Annotated in this window: 18 protein-coding genes; 1 reads left to right on the plus strand and 17 read right to left on the minus strand. The window is 63.0% G+C overall.

Features of this window, described 5'->3' with window-relative positions; translation table 11 throughout:
• Positions 1-8: 8 nt before the first annotated feature.
• From SM753_RS02735 to SM753_RS02745, 3 genes are read right to left on the minus strand one after another with little or no spacing between them, the layout of a single operon-like run.
• A complete protein-coding gene (locus tag SM753_RS02735) occupies positions 9-482 on the minus strand; it encodes a hypothetical protein (protein ID WP_323190448.1) in 474 nt (157 codons plus the stop codon).
• A 2-nt stretch (positions 483-484) separates the two neighbouring features.
• Positions 485-2554 carry a hypothetical protein gene (locus SM753_RS02740; protein ID WP_323190449.1) on the minus strand — a complete coding sequence of 690 codons (2070 nt, stop codon included), beginning with the start codon at positions 2552-2554 and terminating at the stop codon, positions 485-487.
• Positions 2551-5181, minus strand: a complete 2631-nt coding sequence (locus tag SM753_RS02745; RefSeq protein ID WP_323190450.1) for a phage tail tape measure protein — start codon at positions 5179-5181, stop codon at positions 2551-2553. Before SM753_RS02745 ends, SM753_RS02740 begins: the two co-directional genes overlap by 4 nt.
• A gap of 113 nt (positions 5182-5294) precedes the next feature.
• Between SM753_RS02745 and SM753_RS02750 the strand changes: the two genes are divergently transcribed.
• Positions 5295-5873: a hypothetical protein gene (locus SM753_RS02750; RefSeq protein WP_323190451.1), complete on the plus strand. Its 579-nt coding sequence runs from the start codon at positions 5295-5297 to the stop codon at positions 5871-5873.
• On the opposite strand, the gene SM753_RS02755 is transcribed toward SM753_RS02750, so the two are convergent.
• The 14 genes from SM753_RS02755 to SM753_RS02820 all read right to left on the minus strand — a co-directional run bounded on the left by SM753_RS02755 (position 5874) and on the right by SM753_RS02820 (position 15227).
• The gene (locus SM753_RS02755; RefSeq protein ID WP_323190452.1) at positions 5874-6077 is read right to left on the minus strand and encodes a hypothetical protein; all 204 of its coding nucleotides are present in this window, start codon (positions 6075-6077) and stop codon (positions 5874-5876) included.
• A gap of 77 nt (positions 6078-6154) precedes the next feature.
• Entirely contained in the window at positions 6155-6637 is a 483-nt protein-coding gene (locus SM753_RS02760) for a hypothetical protein (RefSeq protein ID WP_323190453.1), read from the minus strand.
• On the minus strand, positions 6637-7890 hold the full coding sequence (locus tag SM753_RS02765) for a hypothetical protein (protein WP_323190454.1): 1254 nt from the start codon (positions 7888-7890) through the stop codon (positions 6637-6639). Before SM753_RS02765 ends, SM753_RS02760 begins: the two co-directional genes overlap by 1 nt.
• A 3-nt stretch (positions 7891-7893) precedes the next feature.
• Positions 7894-8064, minus strand: a complete 171-nt coding sequence (locus SM753_RS02770) for a hypothetical protein (protein WP_323190455.1) — start codon at positions 8062-8064, stop codon at positions 7894-7896.
• Positions 8065-8066: 2 nt separating this feature from the next.
• Positions 8067-8597, minus strand: coding sequence for a hypothetical protein (locus SM753_RS02775; RefSeq protein WP_323190456.1), 531 nt, complete (start codon positions 8595-8597; stop codon positions 8067-8069).
• A 3-nt stretch (positions 8598-8600) separates the two neighbouring features.
• A complete protein-coding gene (locus tag SM753_RS02780; protein WP_323190457.1) occupies positions 8601-8951 on the minus strand; it encodes a hypothetical protein in 351 nt (116 codons plus the stop codon).
• The gene (locus tag SM753_RS02785; protein WP_323190458.1) at positions 8951-9316 is read right to left on the minus strand and encodes a hypothetical protein; all 366 of its coding nucleotides are present in this window, start codon (positions 9314-9316) and stop codon (positions 8951-8953) included. The genes SM753_RS02780 and SM753_RS02785 overlap by 1 nt, the downstream gene beginning before the upstream one ends.
• 2 nt (positions 9317-9318) lie before the next feature.
• The gene (locus SM753_RS02790) at positions 9319-9669 is read right to left on the minus strand and encodes a hypothetical protein (protein WP_323190459.1); all 351 of its coding nucleotides are present in this window, start codon (positions 9667-9669) and stop codon (positions 9319-9321) included.
• Between the two features lie 71 nt (positions 9670-9740).
• A complete protein-coding gene (locus SM753_RS02795) occupies positions 9741-10055 on the minus strand; it encodes a hypothetical protein (protein ID WP_323190460.1) in 315 nt (104 codons plus the stop codon).
• A gap of 11 nt (positions 10056-10066) precedes the next feature.
• Positions 10067-11065 carry a major capsid protein gene (locus tag SM753_RS02800; RefSeq protein ID WP_323190461.1) on the minus strand — a complete coding sequence of 333 codons (999 nt, stop codon included), beginning with the start codon at positions 11063-11065 and terminating at the stop codon, positions 10067-10069.
• Positions 11062-11553 carry a hypothetical protein gene (locus SM753_RS02805; RefSeq protein WP_323190462.1) on the minus strand — a complete coding sequence of 164 codons (492 nt, stop codon included), beginning with the start codon at positions 11551-11553 and terminating at the stop codon, positions 11062-11064. The genes SM753_RS02800 and SM753_RS02805 overlap by 4 nt, the downstream gene beginning before the upstream one ends.
• 2 nt (positions 11554-11555) lie before the next feature.
• Positions 11556-12782: a DUF2213 domain-containing protein gene (locus SM753_RS02810; protein ID WP_323190463.1), complete on the minus strand. Its 1227-nt coding sequence runs from the start codon at positions 12780-12782 to the stop codon at positions 11556-11558.
• Positions 12783-12864: 82 nt separating this feature from the next.
• A complete protein-coding gene (locus SM753_RS02815; RefSeq protein ID WP_323190464.1) occupies positions 12865-13749 on the minus strand; it encodes a phage minor head protein in 885 nt (294 codons plus the stop codon).
• A 2-nt stretch (positions 13750-13751) separates the two neighbouring features.
• Positions 13752-15227, minus strand: coding sequence for a phage portal protein (locus tag SM753_RS02820; RefSeq protein ID WP_323190465.1), 1476 nt, complete (start codon positions 15225-15227; stop codon positions 13752-13754).
• Positions 15228-15231: the final 4 nt, after the last annotated feature.

Raw genomic sequence — 15231 nt, forward strand, 5'->3', positions numbered from 1 at the left:
AGTGGGGGTTAGCTCACCGTGACGATGCCCTCAGCGTCGAACTGGAGCGTGATGTCCGAGCCGTTCGTCGTGACAAGGTTGCCGTTCGAGTTGGTTACCTCGTCTTCGAGTGCGATGATCGGGTCGTCAGCGGGCGTCGTGTCGTCGCCGCCGATCTGGGCGTAGGCAACCCATCCCTGAATCGTTTCTCCGCCGTCGAGCGATGTCCATGTCACGTCGTCGGCATCGACGACGACCTCGCCGTCAGTTGCGTCGACCGTGACAGAGACGTTGGCGAGATCCCGCCGACTGTAGCTCGCGTCGGCCAGCTCTTGGGCGGTCGTGCCGCCATCGAGCACATCGCTGACGTACTCGTGGTTGACCTGGTCTGGCGAATACGCGACACTGTCGTTAAAGAGCGCGACGCGAAGCGTCGCAGTCTCGACGTCGAGGTTTCCGCGTCGGTACTTCTGGATCGTGGGGTAGGGTTCGATTGCTGTCATTGTTAGTTCGATTGTCCGCGTCGGAACAGCTCGGTCTGGACGATAGCGGTCACGAACCCGAGACTGTCCGATGCAATTTCGATGTCGTTCGTCCCCGGCGAGAACTCACCCGAGATGTCGACCGTCGTTCGGAACTCTCCGGATCCGATGTTCGAGGCGACTGTCGAGCCGCCGATGAGAACGTCGACATTGCTTGCTGTCTCGTTTCCGTACTCGTTGAGCCCAGGGTCAAACGCTGCCTCGCTGCCGGTGGTCGTCGACTCGGTCGCTCCGAGCGAAGCATCGGATGTCTCGGTCGACGTCGTTCCGAGTTCGGCGCTGCTCGTCGTCGCGACGTCGTGATCGTGACGCCCCATCTCCAGGTAATGCGTCTCGTAGTCGACCGAGGCGTCGGATCCCGAGATGTTGTACACGTTCCATGCGAGGTCGTCGCCGTTGACGTTCCCCGGCACGATGCCCGCAACGACGACCGCTTCGTCGGCGACCATTTCGATCGCGTTCGTGTCGACGATACTCGACTCGCCCGTGGTCCGGTTGTTCAGCGAGATTTCAAGCGAGCGTTTCCCGCTGCTGGCGTTTCGGACGTTGATGAGCGACGAGACGAGAAAGGTCGGGTTCCCGACCGTGTACGTGTCGACATCGGAGCCGGACGTCGCAGAGACAGTCACGACGCCACCATCGTTATTCGGGAAGTCTGTCGTCGATGGCGACGTCGACGAACCACTCGTCGTGCTCACGCTGTGGTCGTGCTTCGGATGTGTCACCGAGACACTGTGGCTGTGCTGCGGGTGGGTCACGCTAACCGAATGGTCGTGTCCAGCGGGCGAGACGTATGCTCGGTACGGTAACGAGACGACTGTGATCTCGGCGCGCTCCTCGCGAACGACATCGTCGGGGTAGTCGTACTCGCCGACCGCGTTGTACGATGACGAGACGGGCTGGCGGCCGACTGCTCGGAAGTTGTCTCGGTCGACAAAGCCCTGAAACCCGCGATTAAACCGCTGCAGGTCGGTCTGCGTGCCCGCCGGGTCGCCCCGGGTCGCCAGGCGATTCGACAGTAACGCGACGTACTCTCTCCCCCGTTTCGTCAGTCGTTCGGCGAGTTCGATGATCCTGAGCATCCTATCGATTCCTTCGTCCGGGAGCCGGACGGTGACGCGATCGCCGAGCGACAGCTGCTCGTCGACGACAGTCGCGCGAATGTCCAACCGGGTTGGTTCGCCGTCGTATTCGGTGACCTGCCGATCGATAATCGACTGCAACCGGCTCTGTTCGATGACGTCTTTGTTCTCGTACTTCCGCCAGATCTTTCGGCCGCCGGCGTAACTGTCGGCGACGGCGGTCGCCGTGACCTGGTTGCTTCCCTGCTGCGCACCGTAGCCTTTGATGTGCGTGACGTTATCTCGGGATTCTTCGGTGATCTCGGGGCGACCGATCACGGTCTGGTTCGACGGCGACAGCGTCAGGTTCCGGTCGGCCCCGATCCGCCCAACGTAGTCGAGCGTCGCGTCGGGATGCCAGCGGAACTCCCCGCCCGAGGCTTCGGCAATGTCCTGCAGTTGCTTCGCTCTGTCCGCGTTGCTAAACGTCATCGACAGCGCTGATGCAATCGTCTCGACCGTCCCCGTCGAGACCGCCGGGATCGCGTCGACGACATCCTGGACGATCGTGCTGTCGGCGGCGTTCTGATACACGGTCTCTGCGGGAGACGGTTCGGCGTCGACGAAGTCCAGCGCGACCGAGGCGATGCGGATCGTGCGCGTCCCTGCGCCGCCCTGGACGGTGGCCCCGCGGATCTGTCCGCCGCCCCCGCCGGCCCCCGCGCCGCCCTGGACGCCGTCGAAGCGGCCGCCGAACCAGTCGCTCCCGTCCGATGGATCCTCGATGATGAGGTGGTCGTTGCGGCGGTCGAGGGCGTCGTCGAGCGTCGCCCATTCGTCCCGGGACAGCGCGATCGACGCGTGGGGGAACGACCCCGTCAGCGTCGACCCTTTCGCCGCAGTGTCAGCGCCGACCGTCGTTTTGACTGTGCCGTCCGGAGCCTCCGCTCGGAGTGTGATCGGTCCTGTCATCGGTATGCGTAGCGTCCCGGCTCTTGCTCGACCGTGATGTCGACATCAAGCGCGTCAGCTAACTCGCTGATGACGCGACGGGTCTGTTGCTGTTCGCGGATGAGGTCGTCCGTGCGGTCTGCTTTCGACATCCCACGGGCGACATCGTCGCTGACATCCATCTCACCGGACACCCCACCGCGCTCCTCGCGGTCCCGGTCGACCTCGGCTTTCGGAACGACCTCCTCGCCGGCGTGGAGCATCGCCATCCCCGCTTCCTCGATCATCCCGCCAGTGTTGAGTCGGGGAGCGTCCAACTGTGGCAGGTTGACTGACTCGTCCATCCCGATACTGCCGCCACCGACCGTCACCTCCGGGAGCTCTCTATCGGTCCCGGGGACGTTCTGGCCCCCGATCTCTTCCGACGGGATGTCGATCGAGAATTCGAACTCAAGCTCGTCGGGGAGTTGGTCGTTGACCCACCCGATCGCGTCGGCGATCGTCTGCTTCATATCGCCGACCAACGTGTCTCGTCCCGTCCCGGTGAGGTATCGGAACGCCTCTTTTGCCGCCTCGGCGAGCGCGCCGAACGCCGCCGAGAATAACGATGTGGCGCTGTCGGTTATCCAACTCGCGAGAGAGTCGAGCACCCCTGCGACGTCGTCGTACAGCGTCCCTTCCTCGGTCCCTATGAGGTAGTCGAGAACATCCAACGCACCTTCGACCAGTATCGTTAGGGCGGCCAACAGTGCCGGGACCGCGTCATTCGACAGGAACGACGTTATCCGGTCCCAGGTCCGCTCGAAGAATCCTGCGATAAGGTCCCATGCTTCGCCCCAGTCACCGCGTAATAACGCGAGGGCGACCCGGATAGTTGTCACTATATGGTCAATGTTCTGTGTAATGATGAGATCGACGTAGCCGAACACGGCCTCGACGACAGTCATAATCTCGTCGCCCCACTTGCTCCACGCCGTCTGGATCACCGCCAGGATCGGTTTGATGATGTTATTCCAGAGGAACCCGAGGACAGTTTTGATGTGCCCCATGATTGAGTTGAATGTCTGCTTCGTCTCGCCCATCAGCGCCTTCCCGTGCTGTTTCCAGAACTGTTGAATCGACGTGAGGATCGGCTTGACCAGTTGTTTCCAGACGAACATCAGAACGCCTTTGATCGTGTTCTTGACCGTGTTGAACGCGGACTTAGCTGTCTGGACGATCTGCTTTCCGTTCTGAGACCACCAGGTTCGTATTCGCGTTAGTGTCGTTCGTATCAGGTTTTGGACGAACGACAGGACACGTTTAGTGTGGCTCTGGATGTTGCCCATATCCGCCTTCCACGCGCCGGTGAGGAGCGCGATCGCCGCGATTGCGATCCCGACCGGGCCAGTGAGCACGGTGAGCGCGCTTCCGACAGCGCCGAGGACGGCTGTCATTCCACCGGCTGCTGCGACAGCCGACGACGCGGCGACGGCGAATCCACCAAGCGCGGTCGCCACGAGACCGACGGTCCCGATCATCCCGTCGCTTTCGCTATTCAGTGAGCTGAATGCGGAGATGGCGCGGTTCACGTACTGGAGAACGCCCGAGACAGCAGGAAGCAGGTTCTGACCGATCTGGATGGCAACGTTCCGGAGCCGGTTCTTCGTGATTTGCAGCTCCGAGTTGAACGTCGAACTCGCCGACTCGTATTCCTCTTGGAGGGACGTGCCGTCCTCGACCTGTTCGTTGGCAGTTTCTTGGGCCTCTGCCAGCCCCTCCATGTTCTGCGACAGGCCGGTGAGGGCCTGCTGACTTGTCGTCGACAGTGTTTCACGGAGGGCGTCGGCCTGCTCGTCGCCTTCGCCCATCGTTTCAGCCATCTCTTCGAACAGCGCCGTGGGGTCTTCCTCGCGCATCCGCTCGAACTCGTCGACGCTCATCCCGAGCGCTGCCGCGAGATCTTCGACCTTCGCTGGGTCCTGGATCTCCTGAGCCATCCGGCGGAGTCGAGTACCGGCGCGTTCCGACGACTCGCTCGCCTCGTTCATTGCAGCGTTGAGTGCGAGGATGTCCTCACTCGACGCCCCCATCTGCGAGAGAACGCCGCTCGACCGCAACGCGGAGTCGGTGATCTCCGAACTGGATGTCGCCATCGTGTTCGAGAGCTCGTTGATGACGTTGCCCATGTCGTCGACTTTCTCGATCGGTTCGTCCATCTGCGTCGACAAACGCGCGAAGGATTCACCTGCCTGCTCGGTCGAGAGGTCGGTCGCGACGGACATCTGCGCGACTGTCTCGGTGAACTGGCGGATGTTTTCGGATCCCTCGATCCCGAACCGGCCGGCCTGAGCGGTGATCCCGGCAAGTTCGGATTGGGCGACGGGCATTTCGGCCGCCATGTCGCGGATCGCAGTGCCCATCTCCTCGGCCGTCTCAGGATTGGTGACCTTCTCCACCTCGACCATCTGCTCCTCGAACGCGGCAGCTGACTGCGTCGCCTTCGCGAGCCCGCCGACAGCGAGCGCGCCCAGTGCCGCCCCGGCAAGCCCAGCAGCTGCTTGGACGTTGGTGAGCGACTCGACTGCGGTGTCGGTCGCTTCTTGCAGACTCGACGCATCGCCACCGATGACGACCTGTACCTCTTCTGAAGCTCCTGTTTTTGCCATGATTGTGCTGGTGAAGTTTAGTCGCGAGTCGCAGGCCGCCAGAGAAGTGCGCCGACGGCAGTGAAGGCTGACAGGCAGTGATCTTATCACACTACTCGTCAAATCGGAATGATATGAACCGACGAGAGATGCTCCTCGGGAGCGGTATTGTCCTGTCGACAGTCCTCGCCGGCTGTTCAAGCGGTGGCTCAGACGACGATGACAGTGCAGACGATAACGAAACAGATGATACCGAAACGGACGACGCCGGCGGTGCGGACGAAGACACCACCAATAGCACGGACACCTACGAGAGCGAGAATGCAGAGTTCTCTGCCGTCTACAACTACCGGCGGTACGACAGACTCTCGACGCCCGATAGCGAGGGCGTCTACTACGAGTCCGACGATGAGAATCAGTACGTCGGTGCCCAGATCAAGGTGACGAACGAGACTGATGGCGACCTTTCGATGCAGCAACACGCGCTCTACGTGCTCGCCGATGGGGGCGTTGACGGCGTTTCGATCCACGGCCAGAGTAAGACCGACCCGCTTGAGTCGATCGGTGCTGGGGAGACTATCGAAACGTGGCTGATCTTTGTGACGCCGCCGGGTTCCGAGCTTGATTTCGGGACCACCCAGTGGGCACAACACACGTTCGACCTCACCCACGACGAGAATCTTGAGATCGCCCTCGAAGAGTACGACGAGTAGTTAGTCTTCGCTGAAGTCATCGTTAACCTCGTCGAGGAGCCGGTTCCGTTCGGCCTGTTGCCCTGCCTTGAGCTCCTGCTTTTGCGACGCGACGCCCGGCGACGTCGACGAGGACTGTGTCTGGCGCTGGTCCTGGGCGTGTTGTTTGTCGAGGACGAGCTGCCGGCGTCCTTCGAGATAGCGGCGGACTTCTGCAGCATGCAATTTCGGGATGTCAAAATAGTCGTAGCCACCCTCTTCGTGAAGGACGCCCTCAATGCGCGCTTGTCGCGCGTAGTAGCCTACGTCTCGGCCTTGTCCTCGTCGTCCATCGCCTGGTCCATCGCCTGACTCAGCAGATTGTCGACTGCTTCGTCCCCGATTCCGTCCAGGGCTTCCATCGCCGCGAGATTCTCCTTTGTCTGCTGTTCCTGCACGGCCCGAAAAACTTCGTGACCACTGCCGTTCTTGACGGCCTGAATGAGCCCCGGAGTGACGTATTCGGGCACCTCGTCGTAGCCGTTTGCTCCGATCCCGTCGAGAATGAACGTCTGGAAGAACTCGTCGACGCGATCGTCGTCAGCCTCGTCATCTTCGAGGACATCCTTCCAGTCCTCGTACTCCCCGCCAGCCATCGGCTTGACGAGGACGGCTTTGTCGGTCCCGGGGATGCGCTGTTTAACGCCCTGCAGGTCACCGTCTGCGTTTCGTGCGACGCCGAAATCCTCGGCGTGTGCGATTTCGAGGTCGTTGCCGTCGTTGAGTCGGGTTTCTCGGTCAGTCATTAGTTAGCCACCAGAACGATCGCCGGGTCGCCCGACGCCGCGAACGTCTCACTGATCGCGGCGGTCGCCTGTCCAGACGCCTCGCGTTCACGCGACCCGGGTGATTCGACGACAGTATTCTTGAACCGCACGATGCCACCAGAGAGTTCGTGCTCGATGTCGTTCTGACTCTTCTGCAGTGACTCCATCATGGAGTCGTGCGAGACGGTCGGGCCGGCGACGTCGGCGTCGACGGTGACCGTCCGGTCGGAGACGTCCGCGGTCGGCGCTCGGGTAGTGTGGAGCGCATCCGTCGAGAGGTCGTTCTCGACAGTCCACGATCCCGAGTTGAGGCGCGGTCGAATCGGGGAGCCGACGGGCCGCTCGACGCGGTCGCCGACGAAATGCTCGTAGGAGGTGCCGATCTCAGTCGCGTGCGACCCAGCGCCGAGGGACGGGACGCCACGGTCGCCGTCGACGGGCTGGTCGTCGTCGCTGTAGGTCAGCCCGCCGGCGAGTTCCATCAGCGTGGTTCCGCCGCCGTCGGTGATCGTGATATCGCCCTCGGGTTCATCCGAGAGCCAAACAGAGTCGATGTCGTTGAACGACTCGGTGGTCGTTACGGCAGTCGTGCCGTTGGCCGCGATCGTCTCGGTCGTCCCCGCATCCTCACTCTCGATCGTCACGTCCATCGTGTCGCTGTCCGAGTCCGAGACGATCTCCAGCGTCGTGCCGGCACTGGGCTGATGGATCGCGTACGAGCGTACGCGCCTCGGCTGGAACCCGAGCTCCATGAGAATTGGCTGTTCGCCAGAGGGGTCGAGCGTCGGTTCGACGCTCTCGACTTCCGCGCCACGGACGACGCTGAACATCCGGATCCCGGCACCGTCGTTGCCACCAGGGATTTCAGTACGCTCGACCATCAGCAGCGACCCGACGAGCTGGTTATACTCGTCGCGGACGATCCCGTAGCCGCTGGGATCGATCGGGTCGCCGTTCGTGTCGACCGGGAAGCGTTGCAGGTCGTAGCCCAAATCACAGGAGGGCTCTTCCATTCCTCGGTTGTGGTCGACGGCGTCGGCAGTGCCGACAGCGTCCTGACGGGCGTAGCTGACGCCTGGCTCGGCAGTGAACGACCGAATTACGTCTGAAAATCTGTTCCACTCGGGGTCTGTCGGGACGCTCATCGGGCCGTTGGGTTCGACAACCCATTCGTAGCGGCCAGGGAGCGTCCCGGATTCGGGAGTGTCGTGTGCGTTTGCAGTTTGGCTCATGTGTTAGTCCTCGTCGTCTTTTCGTCGGATGCTATCGTACTCGGAGACGAGCGCCTTGCCGAGCTCCTGGTCTACCTGCGCCGTGCCGGTCGTCTCGGCGAACTCGACAGGCTCGTCCATGATCTCGTCGTTGTAGAGGCGTCTCGTCGCGCTGTTCTCGTTGATAACGAACATCGTCAGGGTGTCTCCGTGTGTTTCGTCTTCGCCACGACGAACCGCCGGTAGTGCGTCGGCGACCGCTTTGTGTCGTTGCTCTCGACTGGTTGCTCGGCGTTGACCCACTCGTAGCCGTCCGGGACCGGCGGGCCCGAGCTGGACTCGTCGGCCTTGAACAGCACACGGTGTGTCTCGCGACCGAGCGCGTTCGCGACGACATCGGGATGGGACCCCTCCGACTGGTAGATGTCGGCGTCGTGGGGACCGCCCCAGCAGTCGATCTGGACCGACGTTACGGCGTCTTGGATGCCGCCACCGCCGCCAGCGTCGATGCCAGAGTAGCCCGTCTGCCCGCCGCCTGGAGTCGTCGGGTCCTCGGAGACGACCGCGACCTGCGGATAGTCGTTCGCGCCGTCGTAGTCGGCAAAGCGGACGCCTTCGACGGTCGTGGGATCAGTGGGATCGCCGGCCTCGAAGGTGACCGGAATCGCCCCACTATCGAAGTGTTGCCGGAGGAACGCGACGAGGTCCGATTTGATGTCTCGAGCCATCGGTCAGTCCTCCACGACGGTCAGAACTGTGACGCCGCCGTCCTCCGGTAGCGTGTCCAGCAACCGGTACGTCTTACCGCTCGGATGCTCGAGGAGCGTCGGATACCCGTCAGCGCTACCCGCCTCGCGGAGCGTCGTCGTGTCGTCCGGGACGGCTCGGATCTCGAGGTCGGTCTCGATCTCTTGCCCGTCCGAGTTGGTCACGGTCTGAGGCATCCCGCGGGACTCGAGGACGCCGACGATCGTGCCATCGTCAGCGTAGGACGGGGTATCCCGTCCGCCGCCTCCGCTGGCGTTCTGGAGTTGGTACTCCGAGCCTCGGGACTGGATCATCCGAGCAACTGGGCCGTGCATCACCGAACCCTCCGTGCCTCGATCGATCCGTGCAGGTTGCCCTGATCCCAAATGTCCTTTCGTTTGACAATCTTCTTCGCCTCACGCTCAATCGCGAGGGCGACAGCGCCAACAAGTTGTTCTTCGCTTTGGATCGGGCCGTTGGCGTACTGTTTGGCGTACTTCATGGGGTCTGCTTTCACCCGTTCAGCAGCCGGGCGCATGAACGGCCGTGCCTCCATCTTGCTAGTTCCGTATTCGTGATGGATTGCGTACTCAACCGACGGGCCGGTGAGGTAGAGGGTGTCACCACTCCAGTTCGTCTCGAGTTGGTCGAACAGGCTGAGGACGTTCGCGACCCCAGTGACTGATACTCCCCAGCCCATCGTCAGAACACCTCGAAGGAGGCTTGCGGTTTGTTCTCCGGCGGCAGTTCCCCGCTTGGGTCAAGATTCCGGATTGTGGCTTCGAGTTGCTCGACGACCGACGATTCATAGTCGACCGACGTGCGGCCGCTTTGCGTGCTCGACTCAGCACGATCGGCGCTCCGAGTCGCGATCCAGTACGCCGCCAGCGCCGCCTCGAGGTCGGTCCGATCGGCATCGGACATCGCCGAAGGGTCGTTGTGCCGGGCGTTCTCGCGAGCCGCCCGCTCGAGGTAGTTGTTGATCGTCGAGTCGTCAAGCGTAGTCGCGTATTCGACTTTGACGTCAGACGGCGAAGCAACTGGATCGACCATGAGTTAGTCTTCCTCCTCGTCTTCGTCGTCTTCTTCCTCGTCTTCGCTGTAGGCGACGCCGAACGGCATGGTCAGGCCTCCTCGAGTTCTTCGCGGCGTTCTTCGACTGCGTCGATCACGGTCTCGCTCGTTTCGACCTCTTCGATCTCATCGAGATAGTCGTCGAGGCCGCCCTCGAGGACTGCGTCGGCGCGATCGCCGTAGTCGTTCTCGAGCCATCCGTTCGTCGAGAAGTCGTCGTTGTCCTCCTCGACAGGTACCATGAGATCGTCGAACGCAGCGAGTTCGGCCTCGGTTGGCTCGAAGACCTCACCGGGTTCGATCGGGTCGGAGTCGTCGCCACGAGCGTGTGGGCGGATACCCGACCACCGGTAGCGATCAACCATGAAGACTCACCTCAGAGTCCCGTGGCGTGGACGATGCCGGACTGTCGGCTCCCGTCGTCGCCCATGTCGCTCTTGATACGGGGAGCGAAGCCGCCGAAGGACTTGACCTTCGTGACGAACGGCGTGTTCTCCCACTCGGCAGCGTCGACCGGGCCACCCTCGATCATCTTGCCATCGACGACTTCCGGCGAGAGATCGACGAGGAACGCCTCGCCGTCCGGGATCTTGTCCGAGACGACGATGTCCGAGATTGCGTTCATCTGTGCGATCTGCTGGCGCAGACGCATGTTGTCGAAGTCCGCCGATGGGGCGAGCAGTTTGTCGTCGACGTCGCCAGCGATGTACAGCCGGTAGGGGCCGTAGTAGTTGTCGTCCTTCGCCTTGCCGATCATGTCCCGGATGTCCTGATCGACGACCGTCTCGTCGCTCCAGCCCGAGCCGGTGTGCGTGTTCCGGTCGGGGTGGTTCGCCAACCCGTAGATGCGGGCCTCGCGACCGTCGGCGTCCGTGATCTTCTGATCCCAGCCCGAGACCGCGAACTCCTCCATCTTCTCGAGGACAGTTCGGACCGCCTTCGGGGCGTTCGTTCCGCGGACGTCATGCTGGTCGCCCTCGCGCCGGTTGAACTTGAAGTCCTTGTGGATGATCGGGACCGGCGCGTACTTGGTCTGGTGGATCGACGCGTCCTCGGAGCCGATCGACTCGGGCGCCATGTCGACGTCGGCGTCGTCGAACGCGTTGGTCTCCTGCCAGCTAGTGACGGTCGTCCCGATGTCGACCATCTCGATCAGGCCAGCAGCCTGCCAGTCAGCGACGATGTTGAGACGCTCCTGAGCGACGCCGACCATCAGGTCGTCGAGTTCGTACCACGTGTCCTCAGGAAGTGCTGAGGCATTCGCCTTGTACGCCGATCGCGCCGACTGACCGGCGAGTACCGGCTCGGCTGCGCCCTGCGCGCCGAAGTTCTGTCCAGTCGAGACCTGTGCGCCACTGCCCATGTTTCCGTTCATGCACTGATCACCTCATGCCGCGACGGGTCAGCATCTCCCGTCGTGTCGATTGCTTCGTTCGCGTAGGCGACGACGAGGTCGTCCGCGATCGTGTCGGTACCGTCGCCGGCGGGATCGAGCCCGGAGTGTGGCTGGAGGGTGCCGTCGCCAGCGCTCTCGAGCGGCGTTCCGGGGTCGATACTGTGACCGGTGGCGATGTACGCTTGTACTGGCGTTCCTCGGGCGGGGTAGCCGAAGTGGCCGTTCTCGCCTTCGTCCGCGGAGCCGTCGTAGCTGTACGTGTCGTCGATCGTCTTGCCGACCTCACGCGCCTCGACCGCGAAGCGCGGAGTAGCCGATCCGTTTCCGTTCAGGTCCGGTGCGGACGAGTGCGGCTGGAGCCGCCCGTCCGCAGCGAACTCGACGAGCTCGCCAGGGTTGACGTCAGCACCGACTTCGCGTTCGTCCGTCTGGTAGTCGCCGGGGCCGATGATGATCTGGTTCGACATGTTCACTCAGCCTCCTCGAGGTAGCGGTCGCCGACGCCGACCGGGATGTCCGAGTCGGCGTCGTTGTTCTGCGTGTTGCTCGCGCCACCCGCACGGCCAGCGTAAACGCCGCCCTGCGGGCCGATCTCGTCGGCCAGCTTCTCGAGGCTCTCGAGGCTGTGTTCCTTGAGGTCCTCTTCGTCGAAGCTGGACTGGCCCGTGATCTGGCCGACCAGCTCTTCGCGCTGGTCTTCCTGGACAGACTGGGTGACGATGTCGTCGACGTCGTCCTCCGTGACCATGTCTTCGCGAAGGCTCTGGATCTCCGCGATGACCGCGTCGTCCGCGTCGTTTTTCTGTGCCTGTCCGTCGCCGCCGTCGTCCGAGATGTCGAGACTCTCCTCGAGGGCGTCGAGCTCGTCGTCGCTCATGCCTTCGAGCGTCTCGGCGTCGAACGCGCTGTTCTCTGCGAGTTGCGTGATTCGTTCGTTCATGGTGGTCGTTGGGTCGTTGTTCGAAGTCGATCCGCCGTCGCTGTCGTGTGCGCCGCAGGTGCCGCCGCATCCGTCGCAGTTGGCACCGAAGTCGATCCCCAGACTCTGGAGCCGTTTGGCCCCGCGCTGGATGATCGACGATGCCTGGGTCTGGTTCATCGCCGCTCCGGCCGCATCGCCGCGACCGGCGCCGCAACCGTCCTCGACCGAGCACTCGCCCGTCCCGTTGGGGAGCAGTGCGAGGTGATCGGGCTGGATGCCGACCTGCACAGCGTCGAACTCGTTGCCGTCGTGTTCGCCGTCCGCCTCGAAGCGCTCGTACCAGTAGCCGACCGAGACCTCGACGGTCTCCCCATCGAGAAGCATCTCAGCCGGATCGTCTCGGTCGAGATCGTCGGCGACCTCACTCGAGCGCTCGCGGTTGATCCAGACCTCACCCTGAAGGGTGCGGCTCTGGGACGACGTCTCGACGCCGAAGACCTGGGCGGTGACGTGAGACTCATACCGGTCCGGGTGCGACGCCGGGACGAAGTCGCCCGACTGGTTCGTCGGGTGTGTGATCGTCGCCGGCTTCGCGTTCCAGGCCAGTTGCGTCGCCTCGATCTCCTCGAGGGGCAGGAACTCGCCTTTGAGGACCATCTCGCGCACCATGTTGACCGGTGCGACGACATGCTCCTGGCCGCGGAGTTCCTCGACGCGGACATCGTCGGCGTTGACACCGAGCGTGGCGCTCTGCGTCGCGTAGTTTGCTTGCATATCTATCCAGAAGTTGCATGCCGGCGCGGCGCCGGCGGACGGGCGTGGGCGGAATCGAACCGCCCTCGAGGACCACCACGCCTTACGACGATCCAGGTGCTGGCATCCAACTACAACGGCACTGAGGGTGGACTGGGATGATGCCCCGTGCCTCCTGCACGGTGTAGACACGCCCCTCGAGCGCGGCGCACCGTTCGCAGACGCGAGAGTCGCCGGCGGTCTGGAGTTCGGCCTTGACAGTGAGGTCGAGGTCGCCGGCGATCGATCCGTAGCGGTCGAGCGAGCCTTCCGAATGTGCCCGAATCACTTCCGTTCTGGCGAGGACCGTCGACCGGGTCTTCCCGACCTTCTCGACGCGGTCGTTGATGTTTCGGGCGATGTCCCGCGGGTGCTTGCCCTGCGAGAGCCCCTCGGTGAGTTCTCGGCGGATCTCCTGAGACGCCGCATCGGTAACTCCCTCAAGTTCCTCGAACGTTCGCGTGTAGAGCAGCTCGAGTTTGTCCTCGTGAACTGGGAGTTGCAGTGTCGTCGCGATATCCTGGTCTGGGGCATCGACGTCGATATCTTGGAGCTGAGAGTCTGCGTGTTTGACGCCTTGACCATACCCCTTCCGCACGAAGCGATCACCGTTGTAGTCCTCAAGGATCTCGTCATCGGTCGCCTCGTTGAGCCAGTCCTCAAATGCCTCCGCCTTGTCGGCGTCGCGGGGGAAGTCGAACTGGCCAGCGCCGGGCGTGAGGTCGTCGTTGGTATCGACGTGCGCCTCGAACTCTCGGTCGAGATCTCCCGACTGAGCCTCGAGTGTGCCTCCGACGTCCGGGCCGCGGAGACCGAGTGCGTCGTTGTCGACGATGCCGCGGTTGACGTGGTACTTGATCGCGTTCCATCGGGATCGGAGGTGCTGGGCGAAACGCCGGCGTGCTGTCTTCGTTCGTGTTGGATCCGCGCGGCGCTGGCCGGCGATCATGATCAGTCGTCACCCTCCGCAGGTTGCCGCCCCATCTGTTCGTTGAACTGGTCCTGGACCTGCTCGTCGTCTTCGTCGATCTCGTCGTCGACGTCGTCGACGTCCTCCGGTGGTGTGACCTCCTCCGGTTCCTCGATCGGGGAGAACTCCCGCAGCGCCTCGAGCGTATGGAGTTGCTCGATATCGCCCATCGGTGCGAGGTTGACCAGCGCCTGCGAGAGTTCCTTCTTGAGCGTGGCTTCCTCGAGTTCGGTCAGCTGGAAGAGGTTTGGCCACTCGAGACTATATGAGCCCCCCTGCGGAGATTCGATGATGCCGTACTCGACGAGGCGATCGATGAACGGCCGAAGCAGGACGGGGCCCGCGAACGACTCCTGCCGGGCGCTGATCATCTCGAGGTAGTTCGCCTCGTCCTGAGAGCTGGCAAGATCTCCCCGTTCGCTCCCCTCGAGTTTCCGTTTCGGGATCTCGATCGTCCCAGCGATCAGCTTCATGATCGAGTCGATTACGCCGCTCGGGTCGACATCCTGGGACTCGAGTTGTTCGACGTCGGTCCCGTACATCTTCAGCACCCGCCGGAAGTTGTTCTCCCACTCGTCGATCTGCTCGTCCATCTGGTCGGTGTCGACATCGGCGAACTCGGGATCGACGGAAAGGGCGAGTCCGGGGTTGCTGACCATCCAGTAGGCCTCGGCGCTGGCGCCGGCGACCTTTTCGATGTCGAACAGCCGGTTCATGATCGGCCGCAGCGCCGGCTCGCCGTTGACGTCGTCGTCGAGTACGCCCTCGGCGATGTGGATGACTCGAGTGTGATGAACGACCTGCGTGTTCGTCTGGTCGCCGTTCGCGAGGTCGAGCTTGTACGTCTTCGGGAGGCCGTTCCGCGAGGCCGTGACGTCCTTGACCCAGGAGTTGATCGATGCGTCCCCCTGCCCGAGTGGCGTCACGTACAGCAGGTCCTTGAGGCCGTCCAGTTCGGACGGGTCGACTGGGTCGGATAGGTCGGACGGTTTGTCGGCGTCGGCGAAGCCGAGGTACAGCACCGAGTACTCGCCGATCCGACCCAGCTTGTCCGCCCGCTCGAAGTAGTGCGAGAGGCCGCGGTCGAGCGTGGTCTTGTCGCTGGCGTCGAACAGCGCCTCAAGGTCCCCTTCGAACGAGGTCTGCTCTTCGTCCCCGACCTCGGCGTCGTCGACGATCTCCGGGCGTTCGCTCCAGGTCGTCGCTGCCGGCTTCTCGATGATCGGCTTCGCGATCCCACCTCGGTCGTACCAGTCGCGGTAATCGGCATAGGTGAACCGCTGCTGATAGCCCAGCGCTTCCCAGAGATCGCGCTCGCCGCCGTGTTGGAGGCCGGACCGGTTCGCGAACTGCTGACGGCCGACCATGTTCGATGCGGTCGCCGCCATCATCACGGCCTGTTCTGCGGACATGCCGCCGAAGGAGCCGGCGGTCTCGGTAGTGTTCTCGTCAGTCATGGCT

Source organism: Halostella sp. PRR32, assembly GCF_034808085.1.
GTDB classification, from domain to species: Archaea; Halobacteriota; Halobacteria; order Halobacteriales; family Natronoarchaeaceae; genus Halostella; species Halostella pelagica.

Bases quoted from the DNA above. Each gene is read 5' to 3' on its own strand.
- SM753_RS02735 (WP_323190448.1), bottom strand. From the start codon at position 482: ATGACAGCAATCGAACCCTACCCCACGATCCAGAAGTACCGACGCGGA.
- SM753_RS02740 (WP_323190449.1), bottom strand. From the start codon at position 2,554: ATGACAGGACCGATCACACTCCGAGCGGAGGCTCCGGACGGCACAGTC.
- SM753_RS02745 (WP_323190450.1), bottom strand. From the start codon at position 5,181: ATGGCAAAAACAGGAGCTTCAGAAGAGGTACAGGTCGTCATCGGTGGC.
- SM753_RS02750 (WP_323190451.1), top strand. From the start codon at position 5,295: ATGAACCGACGAGAGATGCTCCTCGGGAGCGGTATTGTCCTGTCGACA.
- SM753_RS02760 (WP_323190453.1), bottom strand. From the start codon at position 6,637: ATGACTGACCGAGAAACCCGACTCAACGACGGCAACGACCTCGAAATC.
- SM753_RS02765 (WP_323190454.1), bottom strand. From the start codon at position 7,890: ATGAGCCAAACTGCAAACGCACACGACACTCCCGAATCCGGGACGCTC.
- SM753_RS02770 (WP_323190455.1), bottom strand. From the start codon at position 8,064: ATGTTCGTTATCAACGAGAACAGCGCGACGAGACGCCTCTACAACGAC.
- SM753_RS02775 (WP_323190456.1), bottom strand. From the start codon at position 8,597: ATGGCTCGAGACATCAAATCGGACCTCGTCGCGTTCCTCCGGCAACAC.
- SM753_RS02780 (WP_323190457.1), bottom strand. From the start codon at position 8,951: ATGCACGGCCCAGTTGCTCGGATGATCCAGTCCCGAGGCTCGGAGTAC.
- SM753_RS02785 (WP_323190458.1), bottom strand. From the start codon at position 9,316: ATGGGCTGGGGAGTATCAGTCACTGGGGTCGCGAACGTCCTCAGCCTG.
- SM753_RS02790 (WP_323190459.1), bottom strand. From the start codon at position 9,669: ATGGTCGATCCAGTTGCTTCGCCGTCTGACGTCAAAGTCGAATACGCG.
- SM753_RS02795 (WP_323190460.1), bottom strand. From the start codon at position 10,055: ATGGTTGATCGCTACCGGTGGTCGGGTATCCGCCCACACGCTCGTGGC.
- SM753_RS02800 (WP_323190461.1), bottom strand. From the start codon at position 11,065: ATGAACGGAAACATGGGCAGTGGCGCACAGGTCTCGACTGGACAGAAC.
- SM753_RS02805 (WP_323190462.1), bottom strand. From the start codon at position 11,553: ATGTCGAACCAGATCATCATCGGCCCCGGCGACTACCAGACGGACGAA.
- SM753_RS02810 (WP_323190463.1), bottom strand. From the start codon at position 12,782: ATGCAAGCAAACTACGCGACGCAGAGCGCCACGCTCGGTGTCAACGCC.
- SM753_RS02815 (WP_323190464.1), bottom strand. From the start codon at position 13,749: ATGATCGCCGGCCAGCGCCGCGCGGATCCAACACGAACGAAGACAGCA.
- SM753_RS02820 (WP_323190465.1), bottom strand. From the start codon at position 15,227: ATGACTGACGAGAACACTACCGAGACCGCCGGCTCCTTCGGCGGCATG.